28 protein-coding genes are annotated in these 25,647 nt (G+C 73.8%); 19 read left to right on the forward strand and 9 right to left on the reverse strand.

The annotated features are described in order from the left end of the window. Positions 1-3 precede the first annotated feature (3 nt). Positions 4-1,080 (reverse strand): hypothetical protein, encoded by a 1,077-nt coding sequence (locus tag BU52_RS23235; protein WP_037937597.1) that lies wholly within the window; start codon positions 1,078-1,080, stop codon positions 4-6. Positions 1,081-1,225: 145 nt separating this feature from the next. Further along, positions 1,226-2,803 carry an oxidoreductase gene (locus tag BU52_RS23240; RefSeq protein ID WP_037937600.1) on the reverse strand — a complete coding sequence of 526 codons (1,578 nt, stop codon included), beginning with the start codon at positions 2,801-2,803 and terminating at the stop codon, positions 1,226-1,228. Positions 2,804-2,996: 193 nt separating this feature from the next. Between BU52_RS23240 and hisD the strand changes: the two genes are divergently transcribed. From hisD to hisF, 8 genes are read left to right on the forward strand one after another with little or no spacing between them, the layout of a single operon-like run. Further along, positions 2,997-4,346 carry a histidinol dehydrogenase gene (hisD, locus tag BU52_RS23245; RefSeq protein WP_037937602.1) on the forward strand — a complete coding sequence of 450 codons (1,350 nt, stop codon included), beginning with the start codon at positions 2,997-2,999 and terminating at the stop codon, positions 4,344-4,346. Then, positions 4,343-5,452: a histidinol-phosphate transaminase gene (locus BU52_RS23250; protein WP_037937603.1), complete on the forward strand. Its 1,110-nt coding sequence runs from the start codon at positions 4,343-4,345 to the stop codon at positions 5,450-5,452. Before hisD ends, BU52_RS23250 begins: the two co-directional genes overlap by 4 nt. Continuing rightward, positions 5,449-6,042, forward strand: a complete 594-nt coding sequence (hisB, locus tag BU52_RS23255) for an imidazoleglycerol-phosphate dehydratase HisB (RefSeq protein ID WP_037937604.1) — start codon at positions 5,449-5,451, stop codon at positions 6,040-6,042. Before BU52_RS23250 ends, hisB begins: the two co-directional genes overlap by 4 nt. Positions 6,043-6,044: 2 nt before the next feature. Beyond that, positions 6,045-6,203 (forward strand): hypothetical protein, encoded by a 159-nt coding sequence (locus BU52_RS35770; RefSeq protein WP_037937606.1) that lies wholly within the window; start codon positions 6,045-6,047, stop codon positions 6,201-6,203. Positions 6,204-6,207: 4 nt separating this feature from the next. Continuing rightward, positions 6,208-6,849, forward strand: a complete 642-nt coding sequence (gene hisH / locus BU52_RS23265; protein WP_037937609.1) for an imidazole glycerol phosphate synthase subunit HisH — start codon at positions 6,208-6,210, stop codon at positions 6,847-6,849. A gap of 4 nt (positions 6,850-6,853) precedes the next feature. Further along, positions 6,854-7,576: a bifunctional 1-(5-phosphoribosyl)-5-((5-phosphoribosylamino)methylideneamino)imidazole-4-carboxamide isomerase/phosphoribosylanthranilate isomerase PriA gene (gene priA / locus BU52_RS23270; protein WP_037937611.1), complete on the forward strand. Its 723-nt coding sequence runs from the start codon at positions 6,854-6,856 to the stop codon at positions 7,574-7,576. Between the two features lie 16 nt (positions 7,577-7,592). After that, entirely contained in the window at positions 7,593-7,997 is a 405-nt protein-coding gene (locus BU52_RS23275; RefSeq protein ID WP_037937615.1) for a Rid family hydrolase, read from the forward strand. Then, the gene (gene hisF, locus BU52_RS23280) at positions 7,994-8,749 is read left to right on the forward strand and encodes an imidazole glycerol phosphate synthase subunit HisF (protein ID WP_037937617.1); all 756 of its coding nucleotides are present in this window, start codon (positions 7,994-7,996) and stop codon (positions 8,747-8,749) included. The genes BU52_RS23275 and hisF overlap by 4 nt, the downstream gene beginning before the upstream one ends. Positions 8,750-8,878: 129 nt before the next feature. Here the strand turns inward: hisF and BU52_RS23285 are convergent, their stop codons facing one another. Further along, positions 8,879-9,514 carry a TIGR03085 family metal-binding protein gene (locus BU52_RS23285; protein ID WP_037937619.1) on the reverse strand — a complete coding sequence of 212 codons (636 nt, stop codon included), beginning with the start codon at positions 9,512-9,514 and terminating at the stop codon, positions 8,879-8,881. 84 nt (positions 9,515-9,598) lie between these two features. On the opposite strand from BU52_RS23285, the gene hisI reads away from it, so the two are divergent. From hisI to lgt, 11 genes are all read left to right on the forward strand, one after another. Next, entirely contained in the window at positions 9,599-10,030 is a 432-nt protein-coding gene (hisI, locus tag BU52_RS23290; protein ID WP_037937731.1) for a phosphoribosyl-AMP cyclohydrolase, read from the forward strand. A gap of 11 nt (positions 10,031-10,041) precedes the next feature. Then, a complete protein-coding gene (locus BU52_RS23295) occupies positions 10,042-11,535 on the forward strand; it encodes an anthranilate synthase component I (RefSeq protein ID WP_037937620.1) in 1,494 nt (497 codons plus the stop codon). A gap of 41 nt (positions 11,536-11,576) precedes the next feature. After that, positions 11,577-12,221, forward strand: a complete 645-nt coding sequence (locus tag BU52_RS23300; protein ID WP_037937623.1) for a TIGR02234 family membrane protein — start codon at positions 11,577-11,579, stop codon at positions 12,219-12,221. Positions 12,222-12,337: 116 nt separating this feature from the next. Further along, entirely contained in the window at positions 12,338-12,589 is a 252-nt protein-coding gene (locus BU52_RS23305; protein WP_037937625.1) for an HGxxPAAW family protein, read from the forward strand. Between the two features lie 80 nt (positions 12,590-12,669). Then, positions 12,670-13,104 carry a DUF2752 domain-containing protein gene (locus tag BU52_RS23310; RefSeq protein ID WP_037937628.1) on the forward strand — a complete coding sequence of 145 codons (435 nt, stop codon included), beginning with the start codon at positions 12,670-12,672 and terminating at the stop codon, positions 13,102-13,104. A gap of 123 nt (positions 13,105-13,227) precedes the next feature. Then, positions 13,228-14,037: an indole-3-glycerol phosphate synthase TrpC gene (gene trpC, locus BU52_RS23315; protein ID WP_037937629.1), complete on the forward strand. Its 810-nt coding sequence runs from the start codon at positions 13,228-13,230 to the stop codon at positions 14,035-14,037. A gap of 22 nt (positions 14,038-14,059) precedes the next feature. Further along, complete coding sequence (gene trpM, locus BU52_RS33970) at positions 14,060-14,272, forward strand: tryptophan biosynthesis modulator TrpM (RefSeq protein WP_078903410.1); 213 nt, start codon at positions 14,060-14,062, stop codon at positions 14,270-14,272. Positions 14,273-14,339: 67 nt separating this feature from the next. Further along, on the forward strand, positions 14,340-15,626 hold the full coding sequence (gene trpB, locus BU52_RS23320; protein ID WP_037937630.1) for a tryptophan synthase subunit beta: 1,287 nt from the start codon (positions 14,340-14,342) through the stop codon (positions 15,624-15,626). After that, a complete protein-coding gene (trpA, locus tag BU52_RS23325; protein WP_037937632.1) occupies positions 15,623-16,438 on the forward strand; it encodes a tryptophan synthase subunit alpha in 816 nt (271 codons plus the stop codon). Before trpB ends, trpA begins: the two co-directional genes overlap by 4 nt. 97 nt (positions 16,439-16,535) lie before the next feature. Further along, the gene (locus BU52_RS23330) at positions 16,536-17,315 is read left to right on the forward strand and encodes a thioredoxin domain-containing protein (protein ID WP_037937635.1); all 780 of its coding nucleotides are present in this window, start codon (positions 16,536-16,538) and stop codon (positions 17,313-17,315) included. A 96-nt stretch (positions 17,316-17,411) separates the two neighbouring features. Further along, positions 17,412-18,383, forward strand: a complete 972-nt coding sequence (gene lgt / locus BU52_RS23335; protein ID WP_037937638.1) for a prolipoprotein diacylglyceryl transferase — start codon at positions 17,412-17,414, stop codon at positions 18,381-18,383. A 78-nt stretch (positions 18,384-18,461) separates the two neighbouring features. Here the strand turns inward: lgt and BU52_RS23340 are convergent, their stop codons facing one another. The 6 genes from BU52_RS23340 to BU52_RS23365 are packed head-to-tail and all read right to left on the reverse strand — an operon-like array spanning position 18,462 to position 25,490. Next, complete coding sequence (locus BU52_RS23340) at positions 18,462-19,292, reverse strand: HpcH/HpaI aldolase/citrate lyase family protein (protein ID WP_037937640.1); 831 nt, start codon at positions 19,290-19,292, stop codon at positions 18,462-18,464. Then, a complete protein-coding gene (locus BU52_RS23345; protein WP_037937641.1) occupies positions 19,289-20,500 on the reverse strand; it encodes a CaiB/BaiF CoA transferase family protein in 1,212 nt (403 codons plus the stop codon). The genes BU52_RS23340 and BU52_RS23345 overlap by 4 nt, the downstream gene beginning before the upstream one ends. Beyond that, positions 20,497-21,984 (reverse strand): ADP-ribosylglycohydrolase family protein, encoded by a 1,488-nt coding sequence (locus tag BU52_RS23350; RefSeq protein WP_037937643.1) that lies wholly within the window; start codon positions 21,982-21,984, stop codon positions 20,497-20,499. The genes BU52_RS23345 and BU52_RS23350 overlap by 4 nt, the downstream gene beginning before the upstream one ends. Next, positions 21,972-23,153 (reverse strand): ADP-ribosylglycohydrolase family protein, encoded by a 1,182-nt coding sequence (locus tag BU52_RS23355; protein WP_037937646.1) that lies wholly within the window; start codon positions 23,151-23,153, stop codon positions 21,972-21,974. Before BU52_RS23355 ends, BU52_RS23350 begins: the two co-directional genes overlap by 13 nt. A gap of 7 nt (positions 23,154-23,160) precedes the next feature. Next, positions 23,161-24,489 (reverse strand): ADP-ribosylglycohydrolase family protein, encoded by a 1,329-nt coding sequence (locus BU52_RS23360; RefSeq protein WP_235216406.1) that lies wholly within the window; start codon positions 24,487-24,489, stop codon positions 23,161-23,163. Then, positions 24,486-25,490 carry an ADP-ribosylglycohydrolase family protein gene (locus BU52_RS23365; RefSeq protein WP_037937649.1) on the reverse strand — a complete coding sequence of 335 codons (1,005 nt, stop codon included), beginning with the start codon at positions 25,488-25,490 and terminating at the stop codon, positions 24,486-24,488. Before BU52_RS23365 ends, BU52_RS23360 begins: the two co-directional genes overlap by 4 nt. Positions 25,491-25,647: the final 157 nt, after the last annotated feature.

A 25,647-nucleotide genomic window follows, 5' to 3' on the forward strand; every position in this document is an offset into this window, starting at 1 on the left:
AGCCTAATGGTCGCCGGGGCGGAGTCGCCCGCCCCGCCCACTTCCCGGACGGCCGAGGACCGGTACGGAGCCACCCGGTCCGGCCGCGGGGGAGCCTGAGGCGACCGCGGCGCGCACGTCCCGGCGCACCTCCAGGAACCGCCCGAGCGGGTCCTCCGCACCCCGGTCCCAGGGGAAGGACGTGGCGTAGGGGCCGGTCAGACGCAGCTGCTCGAGCGCGTCCTGCCAGCGCTCCAGGCGCACCAGGACGTAGGTCAGCAGGTTGCGCTGCTCGGCCGGCCAGGGCCGGCCCGCCGGCAGCCGGGCGGACAGGGCGGCGGCGCGGTCGGCCGCGGCGTCGAGCCGTTCCCGGGGCACCTCGGGCCCGCAGCCGTCCGTCAGATAGCCGTACGCCGCCCGCAGCGGCAGCGCCTGCGTGAACGAGCCCTCCGGCGCGTCCTGCGCGGCCCGGTCCGCGAAGTCGAGGCACTCCCGGTGGGAACCGTGCCAGGAGGACGCCAGGTAGCGCAGCGCCGCCACATGACAGCCGTGGTGGTGCGGGGCGCGCCGGACCGCCGCCTCCCACAGCTCCTCGACGTAGGTGTGGCCGGCGCGCGTGCCGCGGGCGTGGTCCAGCGCGAGCCGCCACGGCACCGGGTCCCGGTTGTCCGCGCGGGCGGCGGCCGTGATCAGCGGGCTCACCTCGCGCAGCAGCTCGGCACGCGCCGGTGAGTCCCAGGCGCGGTCCACCGCCCGCTGCGCGTCCACCAGCAGCACGTCGGGATGGCGCGGGTCCAGGGCGCGCCAGGTCTCCAGCCACTCCGGGCGGGAGCGCGCGAAGGCGGCCAGCCGCCGGACGTACCGGTCGCGGTGCTCCCAGGCCCCCGTGCGCCGGGTGGCGGCGAGCAGGTCCGCGGCGGGCGCGTGATCACCGTCGGCGGCCCCGACGAGCGCCGGGCCGAGAGCGTCGTCGGGTGCGTCGAGGAGCACCTCGTCGTCACCGGGCAGCGCGACGGGAACGGGGGACGCGGCGCCCGTCGACTTTCCTCGCACCCGGGACGTGCGGGTGAACGCGTGCAGCAGAGCCATGGTGTCGACCATTGAAAGACCGCAGGTCACGGCGGCGCCAGAGGTCGCGCGGAAGTCACGGAAGGTTGTACGGGGTTCGGTCAAGGCCCGGCAAAAACAGCCGCTCCCCCCGGGGAGCGCGGGCCCCGGCGGCCCGCCGGTCACGGGCGCGGACGGATCATGTGCGACGCAGCGTCCGGGTCGCCCCCGCCGCCACCGTCGTCGCCAGGATCCAGCCCAGCAGGACGAACGCGGCCGACAGCCACTGCCAGCCGCCGCGGAGCTGCCAGAATCCCACCTGGCCCAGGTCGATCACCGGCAGCAGCAGGTCCAGCGCGAACAGCGCCGGGTTCCAGTCCGGATGCTCGCCGCTCTTCAGCGGCGGGTGGTCGGCACGGGCGAAGGCCAGCGAACCGGCCGCCCACAGCACCGCCATCCACACCGCGGCCCGGCCCGGCCGGTACCCGTAGGCGACCGTCCAGTCCTGCGCGTAGCCCCACAGCTTGGCCGCCGGCGGCAGGCTCTCGCGGCGGCGCCGCTGCTTGGCGAGCAGCACCTCCCGGGCGTCCTCGTCCTCCCCGCCCTCCCGCAGCACGGCGGCCAGCCGCTCGTACGGCTCCGGGTTGTACTCGGCGCTCGCCGCGTCCACCCAGCGCAGCCGCAGCGCCAGCGGGAACGGGCCGCGGGGGACCAGGTTCTCGTAGGCGAAGCCGCCCATGTGCAGCCGGCCGGGGCCGGGCCAGCTGTCCGCCCGGTCCACCAGGTTCACCACCCGCGCCCCCGACAGCACCACCCGCCCACGGGCGGGCCGCTCCCCGAGGAAACGCAGCTCGGGTGTCTGCACCCGGCGCAGCGACAGCTCCTGCTCGTCGGTGAAGGTGAACCGCGCCCCCTCGAAGTCGACCGCGTCCCCGAACCGCCCGTCGTCCAGCCGCACCCCGCCCTCGCACTCGAACCGCTGGATCCGCGTCCCGCGCGCCGGTGTCATCCCGCTCCGCGCGTGGGCGCCCACCCCCGCCGGCGTCAGATACAGCGAGCGCTCCACGGTCAGCTGCGGCGCGTTGAGCGCGAGCCGGGTGTGCGGGTCGCCCAGGCGCGCGCCGCGCAGGCTCAGCGAGACGCCGATCGTCGCACTGCGCAGGCTCAGTTCGCCGTGCGACTCCAGCATCTCCGCCTGGAGGTCCTGGCCGACGTTCATGCCGTCGGCGGCTATCGAGCGGCCGCTGCGGTCCCGGTGCACGATCGCCTGGTTGAGCAGCAGGTCCGTGCCGATCCGGGCGTCGGTGAGCCGTATGCCGCCCAGGAACCGGCAGCGCGGCAGATGCAGATCACCCTCGGTGCTCAGCCGGGCCGCCTCCAGGCGCGGTATCGAGCAGTCCACCATCCGCACGGTCGTGAAGCGGGCCTCCGGCAGCAGCACGTCCCGCTCGAAGCGGCAGCCGCGCATCTCCATGTAGGGCTCCACGGTGCCCCCGGCCAGATCCAGTACGCCGCTGATCAACACCCCGACCAGTTTCAGGGAGGAGACCCGGCCGGCCAGCGCGGGCGGGCCGTCCAGCAGCAGCCAGCACACCACGCGCGCCCGCACCGTCCGCTCAGGTCCCCACGGATGTCCCCCGTGCGGATCGTCGACGACCGTGTCGCCGCTGCTCAGGTCGTACACACTGCCGTTGCGGAAGGCCTGCCACATCCCTGCCTCCGTGGCGGTCAGGTCCTCCGGCGGTTCTCCGCCGCCCGGTCCCACCCCCTCGGTCACGGAACTCCCCTCCTCCCCCTCTACTCGCCGGTTCATCTCTTCGTACAGCCGTTCATGCCCGGTGCGGTGACGTGTTGAACACGGAAAGTGAAGAGGATCTCGACAATGTGCGCGTACCGTCACCGAGGGGGTGACGTATCAGCCACTGGGACGGGCGGACGTCCCACGGCGCGGGTCTGAGAGAATTGAGCACGTGATCTCACGAATCGATCTGCGCGGCGACGCCCTCCCCGAGGGTGCCGCCCTGCGCGACCTGCTGCCCCGAGCCGACTTCGACGTCGCGGCCGCCCTGGAGAAGGTGCGGCCCATCTGCGAGGACGTGCATCATCGGGGCGACGCGGCGCTGATCGACTTCGCCGAGCGGTTCGACGGCGTCCGGCTCGACCAGGTGCGGGTCCCGGCGGCCGCGCTCACGCGCGCCCTGGAGGAACTCGACCCGGCCGTGCGCGCCGCCCTCGAGGAGTCCATCCGCCGCGCCCGGCTCGTCCACCGCGAGCAGCGCCGCGGCACCCACACCACCCAGGTCGTGCCCGGCGGCACGGTCACCGAGAAGTGGGTCCCGGTCGACCGCGTGGGGCTGTACGCGCCCGGCGGCCGGTCCGTCTACCCGTCCTCCGTGATCATGAACGCGGTGCCCGCCCAGGAGGCCGGTGTCCCGTCCGTCGCGCTGGCCTCCCCGGCCCAGGCCGACTTCGGAGGGCTGCCGCACCCGACGATCCTCGCCGCGTGCGCGCTGCTCGGCGTCGACGAGGTCTACGCCGCCGGCGGCGCCACCGCCGTCGCGATGTTCGCCCACGGCACCGAGTCCTGCCCTCCCGCGAACATGGTCACCGGCCCCGGCAACATCTGGGTCGCCGCCGCCAAGCGCTACTTCACCGGCCGCATCGGCATCGACGCCGAGGCCGGCCCGACCGAGATCGCGATCCTCGCGGACTCCACCGCCGACCCGGTGCACGTGGCCTCCGACCTGATCAGCCAGGCCGAGCACGACCCGCTGGCCGCCGCCGTCCTGGTCACCGACTCCGCGGAGCTGGCGGACGCGGTGGAGAAGGAACTGCGGCCGCAGGTCGAGGCGACCAAGCACGTCGACGACCGGATCGTCCCGGCCCTCACGGGCCGCCAGTCCGCCGTCGTCCTGGTCGACGGCCTCGACGAGGGCCTGCGCGTCGTCGACGCCTACGGCGCCGAGCACCTGGAGATCCACACCGCCGACGCCGCCGCGGTCGCCGACCGGGTGCGCAACGCGGGCGCGATCTTCGTCGGCCCCTGGTCCCCGGTCTCCCTCGGCGACTACGCGGCCGGCTCCAACCACGTCCTGCCCACCGGCGGCTGCGCCTGCCACTCCTCGGGCCTGTCCGTCCAGTCCTTCCTGCGCGGCATCCACATCGTCGACTACACGCGGGACGCGCTGGCCGAGGTCGCGCACCACGTGGTCACGCTGGCGGAGGCGGAGGACCTGCCCGCGCACGGCGCGGCGATCAAGGCGAGGTTCGTCGGAGACGAACAGATGTCGCGTGGCTGGAAGGTGCCTGAGAACACGTGAGCTTCGGAATCGACGACCTCCCCGTACGGGACGAGCTGCGCGGCAAGTCCCCCTACGGCGCGCCCCAACTGGACGTCCCCGTCCGGCTGAACACCAACGAGAACCCCTACCCGCTGCCCGAGCCGCTGGTCGAGCGGATCACCGAGCGGGTCCGGGAGGCCGCCCGGCACCTCAACCGCTACCCCGACCGGGACGCGGTCGAACTGCGCACCGGGCTGGCCGCATACCTGACGAGGACGGCCGGCCACCCGGTCTCCGCCGAGAACGTCTGGGCCGCCAACGGCTCCAACGAGGTCATCCAGCAACTGCTGCAAACCTTCGGCGGACCGGGCCGCACGGCCATCGGCTTCGAACCCTCGTACTCGATGCACGCCCTCATCGCGCGCGGGACCGGCACCGGCTGGATCTCCGGGCCGCGGGGCGAGGACTTCGGCATCGACCTGCCCGCCGCGCGGGAGGCGATCGCCGAGCACCGACCCGACGTCGTCTTCGTCACCACCCCCAACAACCCCACCGGCAACGCCGTCCCGGCCCGGACGGTCCTCGCGCTGTACGAGGCCGCCCAGGCAGCCAAGCCGTCGATGGTGGTCGTCGACGAGGCGTACGTCGAGTTCAGCCACGGCGAGTCGCTGCTCCCGCTGCTCGACGGACGCCCGCACCTCGTCGTCTCCCGCACCATGTCGAAGGCGTTCGGCGCGGCGGGACTGCGCCTCGGCTACCTCGCCGCCCACCCGGCGGTCGTCGACGCCGTCCAGCTGGTCCGGCTGCCGTACCACCTGTCGGCCGTCACCCAGGCGACCGCGCTTGCCGCCCTCGAACACACCGACACGCTGCTGAAGTACGTCGAGCAGCTGAAGGCGGAGCGGGACCGGCTGGTCGCCGAACTGCGCGCCCTCGGCTACGACGTCACCGAGTCCGACGCGAACTTCGTCCAGTTCGGACGGTTCGAGGACTCCCACGCCGCCTGGCGGAAGATCCTCGACCGGGGCGTCCTGGTCCGGGACAACGGCGTGCCCGGATGGCTTCGGGTCACCGCCGGAACCCCCGAAGAGAACGACGCGTTCCTCGACGCGGTACGTCAGTTGAAGAAGGAGCAGAGCGCATGACCCGCGTAGGACGTGTGGAACGCACCACCAAGGAAACGTCCGTCCTGGTCGAGATCGACCTCGACGGCACCGGCAGGACCGAGATCTCCACCGGGGTCGGCTTCTACGACCACATGCTCGACCAGCTCGGCCGGCACGGTCTGTTCGACCTGACCGTGAAGACCGAGGGCGACCTGCACATCGACTCCCACCACACCATCGAGGACACCGCCCTCGCGCTCGGCGCCGCGTTCCGGCAGGCGCTCGGCGACAAGGTGGGCATCTACCGCTTCGGCAACTGCACGGTCCCGCTGGACGAGTCCCTCGCCCAGGTCACCGTCGACCTGTCCGGACGCCCCTACCTCGTGCACACCGAGCCCGAGAACATGGCGCCGATGATCGGCGCGTACGACGTGACGATGACCCGGCACATCCTGGAGTCCTTCGTCGCCCAGGCCCAGATCGCGCTGCACGTGCACGTGCCCTACGGGCGCAACGCGCACCACATCGTGGAGTGCCAGTTCAAGGCCCTCGCCCGCGCCCTGCGCTACGCCTCCGAGCGGGACCCCCGCGCGGCCGGCATCCTGCCCTCCACGAAGGGCGCGCTGTAGGCATGAACGGTCTGTCCACCGTCCTGATCGTCGTCGGCCTGTTCTTCGTCGGCGGGATCATCTCCTTCGTCAAGCAGAAGATGCCCACGGGCCTCGTCGTGCTGCTCGCCGTCGGCGCCGCGCTGTGCATCGGCACGGGCCTTCTGTACCTGGAGGTGTGAGGCCTTGAGCACCACCAAGAAGGTCGTGGTCTTCGACTACGGCTTCGGCAACGTCCGCTCCGCCGAGCGGGCCCTCGCCCGCGCGGGAGCCGACGTCGAGATCACCCGCGACTACGACCGGGCCATGAACGCCGACGGGCTGCTGGTACCCGGCGTCGGCGCCTTCGCCGCCTGCATGAAGGGCCTCAAGGAGGCCCGGGGCGACTGGATCGTCGACCGCCGGCTGTCCGGCGGCCGCCCGGTCATGGGCATCTGCGTCGGCATGCAGATCCTCTTCGCGCGCGGCATCGAGCACGGCGTGGAGAGCGAGGGCCTCGACGAGTGGCCCGGATCGGTCGAACCGCTCCGGGCACAGATCGTGCCCCACATGGGCTGGAACACCGTGGACGCCCCGGCCGGCTCCGAGCTGTTCGCCGGCCTCGACGCGGACGCACGCTTCTACTTCGTGCACTCCTACGCCGTCCACGACTGGACCCTTCAGACCACGAACCCGGCGATGCGCGCCCCGCTGGTCACCTGGTCCACCCACGGCGAGCCCTTCGTGGCGGCCGTGGAGAACGGCGCCCTGTGGGCCACGCAGTTCCACCCCGAGAAGTCCGGCGACGCCGGTGCCCAGCTCCTCACCAACTGGATCGGAACCCTGTAGAGACATGGCCAAGCTCGAACTCCTCCCCGCCGTCGACGTCCGCGACGGCCAGGCCGTCCGCCTCGTGCACGGCGAGTCCGGGACGGAAACCTCGTACGGCTCCCCGCTCGAGGCCGCCCTCGCCTGGCAGCGCGCCGGCGCCGAGTGGCTGCACCTGGTCGATCTGGACGCCGCGTTCGGCACCGGCGACAACCGCGCGCTCGTCGCCGAGGTCACCGGGGCGATGGACATCAAGGTGGAGCTGTCCGGCGGCATCCGCGACGACGACACCCTCGCCGCCGCCCTCGCCACCGGCTGCACGCGCGTCAACCTCGGCACCGCCGCCCTGGAGACGCCCGAGTGGGTCGCCCGGGTCATCGCCGAGCACGGCGACAAGATCGCCGTCGGCCTCGACGTACGCGGCACCACCCTGCGCGGCCGCGGCTGGACCCGCGACGGCGGCGACCTCTACGAGACGCTGGAGCGCCTCGACAAGGAGGGCTGCGCCCGCTACGTCGTCACCGACATCGCCAAGGACGGCACCCTCCAGGGCCCCAACCTGGAGCTGCTGAAGAACGTCTGCGCCGCCACCGACCGCCCGGTGGTCGCCTCCGGCGGTGTCTCCTCCCTCGACGACCTGCGTGCCATCGCCGGACTCGTCCCGCTCGGCGTCGAGGGCGCCATCGTGGGGAAGGCCCTGTACGCCAAGGCGTTCACCCTGGAAGAGGCCCTGGAGGCCACCTCTTGAACAAGGACACAGACCGATGACGTCGGATGCCGTGCGGCGCGTGCAGAGCGGGAACCCCTGGGAGGAGGCCTTCGGCTTCGCACGTGCCGTGGCGGCGGGTGACCGCGTCCTGGTGGCGGGGACGACCGCGTTCCGGGGCGAGGTGCTGTACGGCGAGGGCGACCCGTACGAGCAGGCCAGGACGGCCTTCGCCAACGCGCTGGAGGCGATCGGCGAATTCGGGCTCGGCATCGGGTCCGTGATCCGCACGCGCCTGCACCTCGCCCACGCGCGGGACGTCGACGCGGCCGGCCGCGCGCACAAGGAGCTGTTCGACTCGGTGCGCCCGGTCACCACCCTCCTGGTGGTCGAGGGCTTCGTCGACTCGCGCGTACTGGTCTCAGTGGAACTCGAAGCATTCAGAGGAGCCGTGGATTCATGACCCTGGCGGTCCGAGTCATCCCCTGCCTGGACGTGGACGACGGCCGGGTCGTCAAGGGCGTCAACTTCCAGAACCTGCGCGACGCGGGCGACCCCGTCGAGATGGCCAAGGTGTACGACGCCGAGGGCGCCGACGAACTGACGTTCCTGGACATCACGGCCTCGTCGGGCAACCGCGAGACCACCTACGACGTGGTGCGCCGCACCGCCGAGCAGGTGTTCATCCCGCTCACGGTGGGCGGCGGCGTCCGCACCGCCGAGGACGTGGACAGGCTGCTGCGCGCGGGCGCCGACAAGGTCGGCGTGAACACCGCCGCCATCGCACGGCCCGAGCTCATCCGCGAGATCGCCGAGCGCTTCGGCCGGCAGGTCCTCGTCCTCTCCGTCGACGCCCGCCGCACCGGGTCCGGCTCCTTCGAGGTCACCACGCACGGCGGCCGCCGCGGCACGGGCATCGACGCCGTGGAGTGGGCGCACCGCGCCGCCGAGCTGGGCGCGGGTGAGATCCTGCTCAACTCCATGGACGCCGACGGCACCAAGGACGGCTACGACCTGGAGATGATCGCCGCCGTCCGGGGGCACGTCACCGTGCCCGTGATCGCCTCCGGCGGCGCCGGAAAGCTCGCCGACTTCCCGCCCGCCGTCGCGGCCGGCGCGGACGCGGTGCTGGCCGCGTCGGTCTTCCACTTCGGCGACCTGCGCATCGGCCAGGTCAAGGACACGCTGCGGGAAGCCGGTCACCTGGTGCGGTGAGGCCCGGCCCACGGGCTGCGCAGGCCGGACGAGGTCGCCCACCGTGTCGTCCAGGACCACCGTGATCACCGGGCCCTGCTCCCGCGGGTCCTGGACGACGTGGACGCCCTCGCCGCGCGGCCGCCCGGATCAGATGCCGAGCTGTTCGGTCTCCCGCAGCTTCCTGATCGCGTTCTCGTCGCCGTCCAGCCCGACCTTGGCCGCGCTCTGCCGCCCGTAGGCGAACAGCACCAGCTCGGACGGCTCCCCGGTCACCGTGACCACCGGGGTCCCGCGATGGGCCACCACCGTCTGGCCGTCCGGACGGCGCAGCACCAGACCCGTGGGGACCCCGCGGCCCATCAGGCGCGCGGAGCGCTCCAGGCGTGACCACAGGGCGTCCTGGAACACCGGGTCCAGCTCCCGGGGTGTCCACTCGGGCTGGGCCCGGCGGACGTCCTCGGTGTGCACGTAGAACTCGACGATGTTCGACAGTTCGTCGATCTGCTTGAGCGAGAAGGGCGAGAAGCGCGGGGGACCGGTCCGGATCAGCTGGATCAGGTCCTCGTACGGCTTGGCGGTGAACTCCGCCATCACCCGCTCCAGGCGCGGCGCGAGCTGTTTGACGAGCATCCCGCCGGCCGCGTCGGGGCGGCGTTCGCGCACCACCACGTGGGCGGCGAGGTCCCGGGTGGTCCAGCCCTCGCAGAGGGTGGGGGCCTCGGGCCCCGTGGTCTGGAGCAGATCGGCCAGGAGAAGTCGTTCACGCTTGGCATGGGTCGACATGGGAGCCAGCCTACGGCCGGGCGCCGGGTCCGCCCAGTGGACATGGTCCGGGCCGGGCGGCCGGGACGCGTCACAATGGTCCGCATGACCAGCACGCCCGCCCGTCGCCCGGCCGCCACCCCTCACGGAGGCGCTTCGCGCCCCAGCGCTCCGTCCAGCCGCCTCGACCCGGAGATCGCCGCGCGGCTCAAGCGCAGCCCCGAGGGTCTCCTGCCCGCCATCGCCCAGCAGTACGACACCGGGGAGGTGCTGATGCTGGGCTGGATGGACGACGAGGCGCTGCACCGCACGCTGACCACCGGCCGCTGCACCTACTGGTCGCGCAGCCGCCAGGAGTACTGGGTCAAGGGGGACACCTCGGGCCACTACCAGTGGGTGAAGTCGGTCGCCCTGGACTGCGACGCCGACACCGTGCTGGTCAAGGTCGACCAGGTGGGCGCCGCCTGCCACACCGGTGCCCGTACCTGCTTCGACGCCGACGTCCTGCCGGCGGACGCCCCCTCCTCGGATCAGTAGGGTCTGCCGCCATGGACCTCGAGACCTTCCGCAAGCTCGCCACCGACCGCCGGGTCGTCCCGGTCACCCGCAAGCTCCTCGCCGACGGCGACACCCCGGTCGCCCTCTACCGCAAGCTCGCCGGGGAGCGCCCCGGCACCTTCCTGCTGGAGTCCGCGGAGAACGGCAGGTCCTGGTCCCGTTACTCCTTCGTCGGCGTCCGCAGCGCCGCCACCCTCACCGAACGCGACGGGCAGGCGCACTGGGACGGCACCCCGCCCGTCGGCGTCCCCGTCGACGGCGACCCGCTCGCCGCGCTGCGCGCCACCCTGCAGGCCCTGCACACCCCGCGCGACCTCGCCCACGACCTGGGCCTGCCGCCCTTCACCGGCGGCATGGTCGGCTACCTCGGCTACGACATCGTGCGCCGCCTGGAGAGGATCGGCCCCGGTGGGCGGGACGACCTGGGACTGCCCGAGCTGACCATGCTGCTCACCAGCGACCTCGCCGTCATGGACCACTGGGAGGGCTCCGTCTGGCTGATCGCCAACGCGATCAACCACAACGACCTGGAGACCGGCGTCGACGAGGCGTACGCCGACGCCGTGGCCCGCCTGGACGCGATGGAGGCCGACCTCGCCCGCCCGGTGGCCCAGCCGCCGGCCGTGCTGCCCCCCTCCGAACTGCCCGGGTACACCGCGCTGTGGGGCGGCCCCGACTTCCGGCGGGCCGTGGAGGACGTCAAGGAACGCATCCGCGCGGGCGAGGCCTTCCAGGTCGTGCCCTCGCAGCGGTTCGAGACCCCGTGCACGGCGAGCGCCCTGGACGTCTACCGGGTGCTGCGCGCCACCAACCCGTCGCCGTACATGTACCTGTTCCGCTTCGACGGCTTCGACGTGGCCGGCTCGTCCCCCGAGGCCCTGGTGAAGGTCGAGGACGGGCGGGCCATGGTGCACCCCATCGCCGGCACCCGGCACCGCGGCGCCACCCCGCGGGAGGACCAGGCCCTCGCCGACGAACTGCTCGCCGACCCCAAGGAGCGCGCCGAGCACCTCATGCTCGTGGATCTGGGCCGCAACGACCTCGGACGGGTCTGCGCACCCGGTTCCGTCGAGGTCGTCGACTTCATGTCCGTCGAGCGGTACTCGCACGTCATGCACATCGTCTCGACGGTCACCGGCCGCGTCACCGACGACCGCACCGCCTTCGACGTGCTCACCGCCTGCTTCCCGGCCGGCACGCTCTCCGGCGCGCCCAAGCCGCGCGCGATGCAGATCATCGACGCACTCGAACCGTCCCGGCGCGGGCTGTACGGCGGCTGCGTCGGCTACCTCGACTTCGCCGGCGACTCCGACACGGCCATCGCCATCCGTACCGCCCTGCTGCGCGACGGCACCGCGTACGTGCAGGCGGGGGCGGGAATCGTCGCCGACTCCGACCCGGTCGCCGAGGACACCGAGTGCCGCAACAAGGCGGCGGCCGTCCTGCGCGCCGTGCACACGGCGAACCGGCTGGGAAAGGCCTGAGACGAACCCCGGGTGACGGTTCGCCCGGGGTTCAGGCGATAGTGGATGTCGTGACTGCCGTACCCACCCCCCGTTCCGAGGCCGCCGGCTCCGCCCGGACCGGCCGTCTCAGCCTCGCCGCCGCCCTGTTCTGCGGCGCCCTCGGCGCGGCCGTGGCCCTGCTCGCTTCCCGGCAGCAGTGGTCGGAGGGCACCGCGACGGTGGCCGGCGGCGCGTTCCCCCTGACCGCCCGGGGCAGCGACGTCACCGGCGTCCCCGCCGCCCTGGCCGTGGTGGGGCTGGCCGCGCTCGTCGCCGTCTTCGCCGTCCGCCGGGCCGGCCGCCTCGCCGTCGCCGCGCTGCTCGCCCTCTCCGGCGCGGGCATCGTCACGGCGGCGCTGCTCGGGACGTCCGACAGCGCGGCGCTCGACGAACAGGCGGCCAAGGCGTCCGGGGACACGTCGGCGACGGTGGACGCCCTCAGCCACACGGCCTGGCCGTACGTCGCCGCCGTGGGCGGTGCGCTGCTGCTGGTGGCGGGCCTCCTGGCGGTGCGCTACGGGCGGCTGTGGCCGGCCATGTCCGGCCGCTACGAGCGCGACGGTGCGGCGCCACGTCCGCGCCGCAGGCCCGCGCCCGCCGCCCCGGACCGGCCGGAGGACCTCTGGAAGGCGCTCGACCGGGGCGAGGACCCGACCGGGGCCTGAGGGCGGCAGCGGGCGGCACGCCCGTCCGGCACCCCCGGTCACCCGGCCCGGGCGCGTGCGGGACAATGTGGGGGAGCGCCCTGCTCAGACACGTACTCAGCAACGAGGAGCAAGCAATGGCGGGCAGCAACCACGGTCACACCCCGGCCGCCTGGACCGGTGTCATCATCGCCTTCATCGGTTTCTGCGCCGGTGGCGCGTTCATGGTGATGGACCAGCCGGTGGGCTTCTGGGCGAGCATGGGCGTCGTTCTTCTCGGCGGTGTCGTCGGCGTCATCATGCGTGCGATGGGCATGGGCCAGCCGAAGGACGCCCACCCGGTGCACCAGCTCACCGGCGAGCGCGCGCCGGCCCACGCCGAGGGCTGAGCGAGCACGGAGCGGTCCGGACAGGGGCGGCGGCCCGCGCGGCGCAGCCGGCACCGCCCCTGCCCCGTGGCCGGGGCACAATGCACAGCGTGAACGCCCCCCGTCCCAGCGTGCCCCGCGGCAGGGCGGCCCGGCTGGCCGTCCCCGCCGCCGCCCTCGCGGCCGTCGCCGGAGCCTTCGCCTACGTCGGGGCCGTGGACCCCAACGAGCCGGGCCACTACCCCGCCTGCCCGCTGCTGCGCCTCACCGGCCTGTACTGCCCCGGCTGCGGCGGACTGCGCAGCGCGCACGCCGTCGTGCACGGCGACCTCCTGGCGGCGCTCCAGGCCAACGCCCCCGCCGTCCTCGGCTATGCGGGCCTCGCCGTGCTGTGGACCGTCTGGGTGGTCCGCACGGTGCGCGGCAGGCCGCTGCGGATCGACCCGCCCCCGGCGCTCCTGTGGTCGCTGGGAGCGTTGCTGCTGGTCTTCACCGTGGTCCGGAACCTGCCGTTCGGCGGCTGGTTGCATCCTTGATCAACGGCGCAGGTCCGGGTACTGGGACCGGCGTCGGCCGGATGCGGGGCATCCGCCCCGCTGCGGATACCATCGCAGTGACCATCGAAAGTCCGACCGTCAGGCAGGAAGGGGGCCGCTCGCGTGAGTGTGCTCGACGAGATCATCGACGGAGTCCGTGCCGACCTCGCGGAGCGGCAGGCGCGCGTCAGCCTCGACGAGCTCAAGGAGCGCGCGGCGAAGGCCCCCGCGGCCAAGGACGGCGTGGCCGCCCTGCGCGGTGACGGCGTCAAGGTGATCTGCGAGGTCAAGCGCTCCAGCCCGTCCAAGGGCGCGCTGGCCGCGATCGCCGATCCGGCGGGCCTCGCCGCCGACTACGAGGCGGGCGGTGCCGCCGTCATCTCCGTCCTCACGGAGGAGCGCCGCTTCGGCGGCTCGCTGGCCGACCTGGAGGCCGTCCGCGCGCGCGTGGACATCCCCGTGCTGCGCAAGGACTTCATCGTCACCTCGTACCAGCTCTGGGAGGCACGCGCGTACGGCGCCGACCTGGCCCTGCTGATCGTGGCCGCGCTCGACCAGGTGGCCCTGGAGTCGCTGATCGAGCGCGCCGAGTCCATCGGGCTCACCCCGCTCGTCGAGGTCCACGACGAGGACGAGGTCGAGCGCGCGGTCGACGCGGGCGCCAAGGTCATCGGGGTCAACGCGCGCAACCTGAAGACCCTGGAGGTCGACCGGGGCACCTTCGAGCGGGTGGCCCCCGAGATCCCCGCCCACCTGGTCAAGGTCGCCGAGTCCGGCGTCCGCGGCCCGCACGACCTCATCGCCTACGCCAACAGCGGCGCCGACGCGGTCCTGGTCGGCGAGTCCCTGGTCACCGGGAAGGACCCGAGGACGGCCGTCTCCGACCTGGTCGCGGCGGGCGAACACCCGGCACTGCGACACGGTCGCGGCTGATCCACCGGTAGGCTTGGCCGCGATGACTCTCCCGCTGACCCTGACGGCCAGGGACCCGTATGCGCGCCTCGCGCGCGGCTGCCGCCCCCGCGGCTGCCGTGCCCCCGCGCGCCGCGTCCACGGCCGCAGGGTCCGCTACGTCATCGGCGACGAACCCGGGCAGGTGAACGGGCGGCGATGGCGACGCGCCCCACAGGGGCGCGGGGAACTGCGCGACCAGCCACGTACGGCCTGAAGCGGGCCGACGACCCCCCGCCCCACGGCGATCAGTGCCCAACAGACGCTCACCGTGAGGTTCACGCATGTCCAGCACCTTCTTCGTCCCCGACCCGGAGGGTCAGGTACCCAGCCCCGAAGGCTACTTCGGCGCCTTCGGCGGCAAGTTCATCCCCGAGGCCCTCGTCGCGGCGGTCGACGAGGTCGCCGTCGAGTACGACAAGGCCAAGTCCGACCCCGAGTTCGCCAGGGAGCTCGACGACCTCCTGGTCAACTACACCGGCCGCCCCTCGGCACTCACCGAGGTCCCCCGCTTCGCCGAGCACGCCGGCGGCGCCCGGGTCTTCCTCAAGCGCGAGGACCTGAACCACACCGGCTCACACAAGATCAACAACGTGCTCGGCCAGGCCCTGCTGACCAAGCGCATGGGCAAGACCCGCGTGATCGCCGAGACCGGCGCCGGCCAGCACGGGGTGGCCACCGCGACCGCCTGCGCCCTCTTCGGCCTCGACTGCACGATCTACATGGGCGAGATCGACACCCGGCGGCAGGCCCTCAACGTGGCCCGCATGCGCATGCTCGGCGCCGAGGTCATCGCCGTGAAGTCCGGCAGCCGCACGCTGAAGGACGCCATCAACGAGGCGTTCCGCGACTGGGTCGCCAACGTGGACCGCACCCACTACCTGTTCGGCACGGTCGCCGGACCGCACCCCTTCCCGGCGATGGTCCGCGACTTCCACCGGGTCATCGGGGTCGAGGCCCGCCGCCAGCTCCTGGAGCGCGCCGGACGCCTGCCCGACGCCGCCGTCGCCTGCGTGGGGGGCGGGTCCAACGCCATCGGCCTGTTCCACGCCTTCATCCCCGACCCGGACGTGCGCCTGATCGGCTGTGAGCCGGCCGGCCACGGCATCGAGTCCGGCGAGCACGCGGCCACCCTGACCGCGGGCGAGCCCGGCATCCTGCACGGGTCCCGGTCCTACGTCCTCCAGGACGACGAGGGCCAGATCACCGAGCCCTACTCCATCTCGGCCGGTCTGGACTACCCGGGCATCGGCCCCGAGCACGCCTACCTCAAGGACAGCGGCCGCGGCGAGTACCGGGCGGTGACCGACGACGCCGCCATGCAGGCCCTGCGCCTGCTGTCGCGCACCGAGGGCATCATCCCGGCCATCGAGAGCGCCCACGCGCTGGCCGGCGCCCTGGAGGTCGGCAGGGAACTGGGCGGGGACGGACTGATCGTGGTCAACCTCTCCGGTCGCGGCGACAAGGACATGGACACCGCCGCGCGCTGGTTCGGCCTGTACGACACCGACGCCGAGGTCGCCGCCGACGAGGCCGGCGGCGCCGCCGAGATCGAGGGGGACGCCAAGTGAGCGGGAACCTGCAGCTGCTGAACGACACCCTCGCCGCGGCGAAGTCCGAGGGCCGCTCCGCCCTCATCGCCTACCTCCCGGCCGGCTTCCCGACGGTGGACGGCGGCATCGAGGCGGTCAAGGCCGCCCTGGACGGCGGCGCCGACGTCGTCGAGGTGGGTCTCCCGCACAGCGACCCCGTCCTGGACGGGCCGGTCATCCAGACCGCCGACGACATCGCCCTGCGCGGCGGTGTCAGGATCGCGGACGTCATGCGCACGGTGCGCGAGGCCCACGCGGCCACGGGCAAGCCGATCCTCGTCATGACGTACTGGAACCCCATCGACCGCTACGGCGTCGAGCGCTTCACCGCCGAGCTCGCCGAGGCGGGCGGCGCCGGGTGCATCCTGCCCGACCTGCCCGTCCAGGAGTCCGCGCTGTGGCGGGAGCACGCGGAGAAGCACGGGCTCGCCACGGTCTTCGTGGTGGCGCCCAGCAGCAAGGACGAGCGGCTCGCCGAGATCACCGCGGCCGGCAGCGGCTTCGTCTACGCCGCCTCCCTGATGGGCGTCACCGGCACCCGGGAGTCGGTCAGCTCGCAGGCCGAGGACCTGGTGCGGCGCACCCGCGCCACCACCGGCACCCCCGTCTGCGTGGGTCTCGGTGTCTCGACCCCCGCCCAGGCCGCCCAGGTCGCCCGCTTCGCCGACGGGGTGATCGTCGGCTCCGCGTTCGTCAAGCGGATGCTGGACGCCCCCGACGACGCGGCCGGCGTCGAGGCCGTCCGTGAGCTCGCCGGCGACCTGGCCGAGGGCGTGCGCGGGCGGGCGTAGCGGACCGGGCGTCCGCAGGTGGTCATACGGGTCCCTCGTACGGGTGGACCTGGGACCGGGGAGGCGCTCTGCGCCTCCCCGGTTCGTTCTGCGGGGTGTGAGCGAGAAGAACCGTGAGGGAAAGCGCACCGCCCGGGAGCGGATGGCGGTCGAGCGCGAGAAGCAGAAGGCGGCGGAGAAGCGACGACGCGCCCTGATCGTGGGCGCGAGCGTGGTCTGTGTGCTGGGGCTCGCGGCGGTGATCGGTGTCGTCGCCGCCAACTCCGGCGGCGACGACACCGAGAGCGAGTCGGCGGGCCCGGTCGTCGCGCCCTCGGGCGCCCTCGGCAAGGACGGCACGGCCATCCCCGTCGGCGAGCCGGGCGCCAAGGCGACGCTCACGGTGTGGGAGGACTTCCGCTGCCCGGCGTGCAAGTCCTTCGAGCAGGTGTACAGCCCCACCCTTCGCGAGCTGACCGAGGCCGGTCAGCTGAAGGTCGAGTACCACCTGGTGACGCTGATCGACAACGGCCTGGGCGGCAGCGGCTCGCGCACCGCCGCCAACGCCGCCGCCTGCGCCCAGGACGCCGGGAAGTTCACCGCTTACCACGACGTGCTCTTCGAGAATCAGCCGTTGGAGCGCGACGACACCTTCGCCGACGAGGACAGGCTGATCCGGCTGGCCGGCAAGGTCGACGGACTGGACACCCCCGCCTTCCGCTCCTGCGTCGAGGACGGCACGCACAACAGCTGGGTCGCCAAGTCCCACGAGGCCTTCCAGAAGGGCGGCTTCGGCGGCACGCCGACCGTGCTGTTCGACGGGAAGAACATCTACGAGGACCGCTCGATGACCCCCGAGAAGCTGAAGCAGATGGTGCAGGAGGCCAACGAGGGATAGCGCCGGCCGCCCGGCGCACTCCGGGGTTCCTGTTATGGAGCCGTAGCCGGGCCGCCCACCGCGAGCCCGGTCCGGCACGGTAGCGTCGACCCTGCCATGGAACTTGCCTACATTCCCAGCCCGTCGAGCGGGGTGCTGTACCTCGGCCCCGTTCCGCTGCGCGGCTACGCGTTCTGCATCATCATCGGCGTCTTCGTTGCCGTCTGGCTCGGCAACAAGCGCTGGGTCGCCCGGGGCGGGCGGGCCGGCACGGTGGCCGACATCGCTGTCTGGGCCGTGCCCTTCGGTCTGATCGGCGGACGCCTCTACCACGTGATCACGGACTACCAGCTGTACTTCAGCGAGGGCCGTGACTGGGTGGACGCGTTCAAGATCTGGGAGGGCGGCCTCGGCATCTGGGGCGCGATCGCCTTCGGCGCGCTGGGCGCCTGGATCGGCTGCCGGCGCCGGGGCATCGCGCTGCCCGCCTACGCCGACGCCGTCGCGCCGGGCATCGCCTTCGCCCAGGCGATCGGCCGTTGGGGCAACTGGTTCAACCAGGAGCTGTACGGGCGGTCCACGGATCTGCCCTGGGCGGTGGAGATCACCTCCTCCTCCGACGGACGGGTCCCGGGCACGTACCATCCGACCTTCCTCTACGAGTCGCTGTGGTGCATCGGTGTGGCGCTGCTGGTGATCTGGGCCGACCGCCGCTTCCGGCTCGGGCACGGACGGGCCTTCGCGCTGTACGTCGCCGCGTACTGCGCGGGGCGGTTCTGGATCGAGTACATGCGGGTCGACGAGGCGCACGAGATCCTCGGACTGCGGCTGAACAACTGGACCTCGGTCCTCGTGTTCCTGCTCGCGGTGCTGTACATCGTGCTGTCGGCGCGGAAACGGCCGGGGCGGGAGGACGTGGTGGAGCCGGGTGCCTCCGGCGGCTCGGACGACTCCGCTGCCGCCTCCGGCGAGGCCGGGGCCGCGGAGAAGGACGAGGAGGACGCTCCGTCGGACGCGTCACCCGCGAAGGACGGCTCCGGGGACTCCGAGGAGTCGAGGAACGGGGCCGGGTCGGCCAAGAAGGGCTGACGGCTCGCCGTACGACGATGAGGGCGCCCGGAGTCTTCCGGGTGCCCTCGGTGTGTGCAGCGCCTGCCGGGGCGGCGCTCATCCCCGGCGGGCCAGGGACAAGGTGCGGCGGGCCGCGGTCACGACCGCCGTGTCGATGAACGTGCCGTCGGGGAGGGCCTGCGCGCCCAGGGTGGTGGCCGCTGCCTTGAGGATCGTCTCCGCCCGTTCGGTCTCCTCCTCCGTGGGCAGGTAGGCACGCTCGATGACCGGGAGCTGGCGCGGGTGGATCGCGGCGCGGCCCAGGAATCCCAGGGCGCGGCCCCGGACGCAGGAGGCCGTCAGGCCGTCCAGGTCCCGGATGTCCGGGTGGACGGACTGGGTGGGCGGGGCCAGGCCCGCGGCCCGCGCGGCGACGACCACCCGGGAGCGGGACCAGTCGAGGCCGGCGTCGTCACGGACTCCCAGATCGGCCCGTAGGTCGGCCTCCCCGATGGCGATGCCGCGCAGGGACGGGTGGGCGGTGGCCACCGCGTGGGCGCGCTCGATGCCGAGGGCCGTCTCCAGGAGGGCGTACAGGGGCAGCGCGCCGCCGTGTGCGGACACCGTCCGGCGCGCGACGCGGACCACGTCGGACGGCGACGCCACCTTGGGCAGCCGCAGGCCCGACAGACCGGGGACGTGGGCGACGGCCGCCAGGTCCGCACGGGCCCACGGACCGGACAGGGCGTTGACGCGGACGTGGACCGGGACCGGCTGGGGATCGCGCAGCAGTTCGGCGGTGGCCGACCGGGCGTAGGCCTTGCGGTCGGGCGCGACCGCGTCCTCCAGATCGATCACCACCACGTCGGCCCCGGCGGCGAGCGCCTTCGCCACGACGGCGGGACGGTCGCCGGGGACGTACAGCCAGGTCAGGGGAAAGCCCGTCACAGGGCGCCCTCCGCGCGCAGCTCCGCGAGGTCGGCCGGGGTGAGGCCGAGCCCGGTCAGGACCTCCTCGGTGTCCGCGCCGTGCGGGCGGCCCGCCCAGCGGATCCCGCCCGGGGTGCCGGAGAGCCGGAAGAGGACGTTCTGCATGCGCAGCGGGCCCAGCTCCGGATCGTCGACCGTGGTGATCGTGCCCAGCGCCTGGTACTGCGGGTCCGCCATGACGTCCCGTACGTCCTGGACGGGGGCGACGGCCGCCTCGGCCTTCTCGAAGGCGGCCAGGACGTCGGCGCGGGTGTGCCGGGCGATCCAGCCGCCGACCGCCTCGTCCAGGACGTCCGCGTGCCGGGCCCGGTCCTCGCCGGTGGCGAACCAGGGCTCGTCGATCAGGTCCGGCCGCCCCACCAGCACCATCACGCGCTCGGCGATCGACTGGGCCGAGGTGGAGACGGCGACCCAGGTGCCGTCGGCGGTGAGGTACGTGCCGCGCGGGGCGTTGTTCTGGGAGCGGTTGCCGGTGCGGGGCTGGACGTGACCGAGCTGGTCGTACCAGGTCGGCTGGGGCCCGAGCGCGGTCAGGATCGGCTCGATCAGGGCCATGTCGACGACCTGGCCCTCTCCCGTGCGGTCGCGGCCGGCGAGGGCGGTCATGACCGCGTACGCCGTGGCCAGGCCCGCGATGGAGTCCGCCAGGCCGAACGGCGGAAGGGTCGGCGGCCCGTCCGGTTCGCCGGTGATCGCGGCGAAGCCGCTCATCGCCTCGGCGAGGGTGCCGAACCCCGGGCGGTGCGCGTACGGGCCGAACTGGCCGAACCCGGTGACCCGGGCCAGGATCAGCCGGGGGTTGACCGCGGACAGCTCGGGCCAGCCCAGTTCCCACTTCTCCAGGGTGCCGGGGCGGAAGTTCTCGATCACGACGTCGGCGGTCCCGGCCAGGCGCAGGAGGGTGGCACGGCCGCCCGGCGTGGACAGGTCGAGGGTGACGGTGCGCTTGTTGCGGCCGAGCACCTTCCACCACAGGCCGATGCCGTCCTTCGACGGGCCGTGGCCCCGGGAGGGATCCGGCTTCCTCGGATGTTCGACCTTGACGACCTCCGCGCCGAAGTCGCCCAGCATGGTGGCGGCGAGCGGTCCGGCGAAGAGGGTGGCCAGGTCCAGGACGCGCAGGCCGGTCAGCGGGGGGCCCGCGGGGGTGGGGTCGTACGGTGTCATGGGCGGGTGGCCTCCAGGTGGGTCAGACGGGCCAGGGTGTCGAAACCGGAACCGTCGAAGCCGGCGACGGACGTGGCCAGCCGGTTCTTCAGCGGGGCGGTCCAGCGGCCGGGGAGCGCCCGGGGCGACCCCGCGAGCAGGCCGGCGACGCTGCCGGCGGTCGCGCCGTTGGAGTCGGTGTCCCAGCCGCCCGAGACCGCGCGGCACACGGAGCCGGTGAAGTCGCCGCCGGCGTGGGTGAGGGCGGCGGCGATCAGCGCGGTGTTGGGGACGGCGTGCACCCAGTGGTGGGTGCCGGCGTGGGTGTCGTGCAGCAGGTCGACGACGGTGTCGAAGTCGGCGTGCTCGTGCGCCAGCCGGATGGCGTGCCGGACGGCGCGGGCGAGCCGTGAGCGGGGCGGTACGACCGTCAGTCCGGTGCGCAGGCAGGCGTGGACGTCGTGGTCGCCGGTGGCGGCGACGGCGATGACGGCCGCCGTGAACATCGCCGCGTAGACGCCGTTGGCGGTGTGGGTGAGGGTGGCGTCGCGGTGCGCCTGTTCGGCGGCGGCGGCCGGGTCGCCGGGGTTGGTCCAGCCGTGCACGTCCGCTCGGATCAGGGCGCCGATCCACTCGCGGAAGGGGTTGTGGTGGTGGGCGGTCCGCGGGGGTTCCAGGCCGCTGAGGAGATTGCGGTAGGCGACGCGTTCGGCGGTGAACGTGCGGCCGGCGGGGAGTTCGTCGAGCCAGACGCGGGCCACGTCGGTGGTGGTGAAGGCGCGGCCGTGGCGCCGCAGGACGAGGAGGGCGAGCAGGGGGTAGTTGAGGTCGTCGTCCTCGGGCATGCCGTCGATGTTCTCGGCGAGGGAGGTGGTCGCGGAACGGCGGTTCCAGGGGTACCTGGTCACGAGGTCCTCGGGGACGCCGCGGGCGGTGAAGTACGTGCCAAGGGGCCAGTTGCCGGTGGCGCGGGCGAGTCGGCGGATGCCGGTGAGGGGGAGCTTCTCCACCGGTTTGCCCAGGAGGCAGCCGACCGCCCTGCCGAGCCAGGCGGCTTCCAGGGCGGCGGGGTGTGACGCCCGGGGGGCGGTTGCGCGGCCCGGTGCTCGCGGGGTGCCCTCGCGTCCACCCTCCCCCTCGCCCCTGGGGGTGCCTCCCAGGCCCTCGACGCCCTGGGGGAGGCACGACTGCCCGCGGTCGGCGGCAGTGCTGCCTGCGGCGTACGGCCAGTCGGGGCACAGGGACCTGATGGCGGCGAGGCCGTTCGGTTCGTCGTCGGTCAGTGTGCTCGGGAGGTCGGCCAGTTCGTCCAGGAGGTCCGAGGCCAGGAGGCGGAGGTAGGAGGAGGCCGGGGTGGGGGAGGCGCCCGCGGTGAGGGGGGCCTCGGCACCGCCCGCCGCCCGCCAGCGGGCGGCGACGGCCGAGGGTTCGCGGCCGTCCTGGGCCGCCTGGCGCAGTTCGTGGCCGATCAGGTCCTCCGGCTGCACCCAGGTCAGCCGGAGCATTCCGGCCCCTCCAGCGTCGCGAACGCCTCCTCGTGGGCGCGGCGGCGGCGCACGTCGCGGGCGAAGATCTCGCGGGTGACGGAGGTGAGCGCGGCCGCCGGTTCCCACAGGTCGAGGCGACTGGCCTCCGCCACCGTCTTGGCCCAGTCCTCGGGGACCGGTGAGCCCAGGGCGCCGGCCACGGCGCCGGCCATCGTGGCGATGGAGTCGCAGTCGCGGCCGTAGTTCACGGCGCCCAGCACCGCGTGCCGGAAGTCGCCGCCCGCCACGACCACCATGCCCAGCGCGACCGGGAGCTCCTCGACAGCGTGCAGCCGGGACGGGCGCCGGGCGCCCAGGGAGGGGGCGCGGTAGTCGGGACCCACCGTGTCGTACGGGGTCACCGCCTCCCGCAGCGGACGCAGTGCGGACTCGGCGTCCGTGTACCGCCCGGCCGTGTCGCAGACCTTCTCGATCGCCGCCCGTGTGCCGTCCTTCGCCAGCGACAGACACGCGCCGACCACGGAGTCCGCCGTCGCGCCCGGCGCGCACGCCGCGGCCACGGCCGCCGCGAAGACCCCTGCCGCCTCCCTGCCGTACGACGACTGGTGGGCGCCCGCGACGTCCAGCGCCTCGGCGTAGGCGGCGGCCGGGTGGGCCGCGTTGACCAGTCCGACCGGCGCCATGTACATCGCGGCCCCGCAGTTGACGATGTTGCCGACGCCGGCCTCACGCGGGTCGACGTGCCCGTAGTGCAGGCGGGCCACGAGCCACTTCTCCGCGAGGAAGATCCGCTGCAGCGGGAGCGCCTGCGCCTCCAGCTCCGGGATCCAGCGCGGGTTCGTCATCAGGTCCGGGACCAGGTGGTCGGCGACGGCGTAGGCGTCCAGGTGGTCGCGGACCGTCGCATACACCCGGACCAGCGCGTGGGTCATCAGGGTGTCGTCGGTGACGTGGCCGTCGCCCTTGTGGTACGGCGCGATGGGCCGCGCGGTGCGCCACGCGTCGCCGTTCCACGGGCCGACGACGCCGTGCACGCGTCCGCCGTGGCGTTCGACGATCTGCTCGGGGGAGTAGCCCTCGACCGGTCCGCCCAGGGCGTCGCCGACCGCGGCCCCCACGAGGGCCCCGGTGATCCGCTCGTCCAGGGGGAGGCCCCGGCCGGGATGTTCTGCCGTTTCGCGCGTCATGCCCGAATCATCCCCCTGTCGTGGCCGGTCGCGCGGCTTCCAGGAGTCCGGCGAGTTCCACCAGGTCCGTTCCGGTGAGCCGGGGGAGGGCGCAGCCGGAGAGGGTGCGGCAGGCCTCCCGCCACGACGCCGGGACCGCGCCGCCGCCGCCCAGCGCCCCGGTGAGGGCGCCGGCGAGCGCCGGGGCGGAGTCCGCGACCCGCGACAGACAGGCCGCCGCGGGGACCGCCTCCGCGATACGGCCCCGGGCGGCGACGGTGAGGGCGAGGGCGACGGGGACGGTTTCGGCGGCGGCGATGCCGTAGCTGTAGACGTGGTCGACGATCTGGTGCTCCAGCGGCGGTACGAGGGCGAAGGCGCTGTCGGCCTCCGCCGCGAGCCGCAGGGCGTGCCGGGCGTTGCGGCCGATCTCCGTGTCCTCGGGCAGTTCGGCGCAGGCGGCGGCCGCGCAGGCGAGCGGGTCCGCCCCGGTCAGGGCGAGGGCGACGGCGGCGGCCATGGCGCGGGCGCCGTGCACGCCGTCGCCGTCCTGGGTGTAGCGGGCGTCGAACTCGGCGAGATCGGCGGCGGCCGCGGGGTCGCCGGGGTGGGCGACGGCCAGTACGCAGGCCCGTACGCAGGCCGCGTCGTCGAAGTAGTGCGGGTTGTCGTGGCCGGTCGCCGGTGGGCGCAGACCGGTGGCGAGGTTGCCGAGGCCCGCGCGGACGGAGATGCGGGCGCGCAGGGGGAGCACGGCGGACTCCGTCTCGGGGGCGCGGTCCGCCGCGGCGGCGGTCTCCCCGGCCACGGTGTTCCAGGTCAGGTCGATGGCCGCACGGGTGCGGCGCTCGCGGCTCAGGTCGCCGAAGGCGGTCTCGTCGCCGGCCCGTAGAACGGCTTCCGCCGCGAAGGCCGCCCATTCGGCGTCGTCGGAGGGGCCCAGGCGCAGGGGCTCGGAGGGCTGGTTCAGGGCGATGGGGACGGGGAGGGTGGTCGTCGCGTTCTGTTCGGCGAAGGTGTCGAGTTCGCGGGTGAGGCGTCTGGTCCACTCCGGCATGCGGGCCGCGCGGTGGCGGGCGGCGGGCCAGCCGGCGGCGTCCCCCGCGGCGAGGCCGAGGAGGAGGCCTTCGACGCGGGCCTGCGGGTGTGCCTGGGGCCGCCGGACGGGGTGTTCGGCCTCGGCTGCGCCTTCGGCCCGGATGTTCCCGCCCGTACCACCCGTGCGGGTTTCGGCGCCGGGTGCGGGCGGCCCTTGCGGGGCGTGAACGCCGTCGGCGGGTTCGGGTGGGGCGTTCAGGGGGGCGTCGCGGCCGGCGGGTGCGGGTGGGGATTCGGGGGAGGGGGTCTGTGTGGTCATGAGGGGATCTCCGGCGTCAGCAGGTCCGCGATGTCCAGGACGTGGTGGCCCGCCATGGCGGGGAGGCAGGTGCCCCGGGCCGGGGCGATGGCCGTCGCCCAGCGTTCGGGGACGGCGCCGACGCCCTGGGTCGCTCCGGCCAGCGCCCCCGCCACCGCCGCCGTCGTGTCGGCGTCGCGCCCCATGTTGACGGCCGTCAGCACCGCCTGCGCGAAGTCCCCGTCGGCCGCCGCGTACGCGCCGAAGGCGAGGGCGACCGCCTCGGGAGCCAGGTCGGTCCACGGGTAGCCGCCGATCACCACCGCGGAGCGGACCGCGCGTTCGCCGAGGTGGGCCGCGGTGGCGGCGCGGCGCAGTGAACGGGCGGTCCAGGAGTCCTCCGGGACCACCGCCAGGGCCGAGGCCACCACCGCGACCACGGGCGCCCCGGCCATCGCCGCCGCGACACCGGCGGCGACCGCCTGGCCGCCGTAGATGCCCTCACCGTCGTGGCTGACCGAGCCGTCGATCGCCGCGAGCCGCGCCGCCTCGTCGGGTCGGCCCGCCGCGAACACCCCGTGGGGCGCCGCCCGCATCGCCAGCCCGTCGCTCCAGGCGTGCCGGTGCTGGGCGGAGATGGGCGCCGCCAGTCCCCTGCGCAGGTTCTCCAGGGTGCCCCGTTCGCTGAACCCGGCACCCCGGAAGGGACCCTCGGCGCGGTCCGCGATCCATTCGTGCCAGGCGGCCTCGACGTGCGCCGGGGTGAGGGAGGAGCCGTGCCGGGCCAGCAGCAGGCCGGAGAAGATGGCGTACTCGGTGTCGTCCGTGCCCGCCGGGCGGTCGGTCACGTACCCCGTGATGCGGCCCCACCGCGCCCGGATCTCGGAGGGCTTCATGTTCTCGGCCGGGGCGCCCAGCGCGTCACCGACGGCCAGGCCGAGCAGCGCGCCGCGCGCCCGTTCCCGGCGTCCGAGGACGTCCCCGGGCGCCGGGGCGGAGGGGATGCGGGCGGTCGATGCCATACGCGGCTCTCCTCTCGGGCGCGCCGCCGGGGAGGCGCGGAGCCCTTTGCGGAACTGTCCCCGGTGCGGTGCACGGCGCAGCATCACCGGCCTCAGCGTCACCCGGTCGACATCTGTGCGTTCATCTACACAAACGAGCAGAGCGTGCAAAAGCGCA

The sequence above is a fragment of the Streptomyces toyocaensis genome, assembly GCF_000725125.1.
In the GTDB taxonomy this organism is placed as follows: Bacteria; Actinomycetota; Actinomycetes; order Streptomycetales; family Streptomycetaceae; genus Streptomyces; species Streptomyces toyocaensis.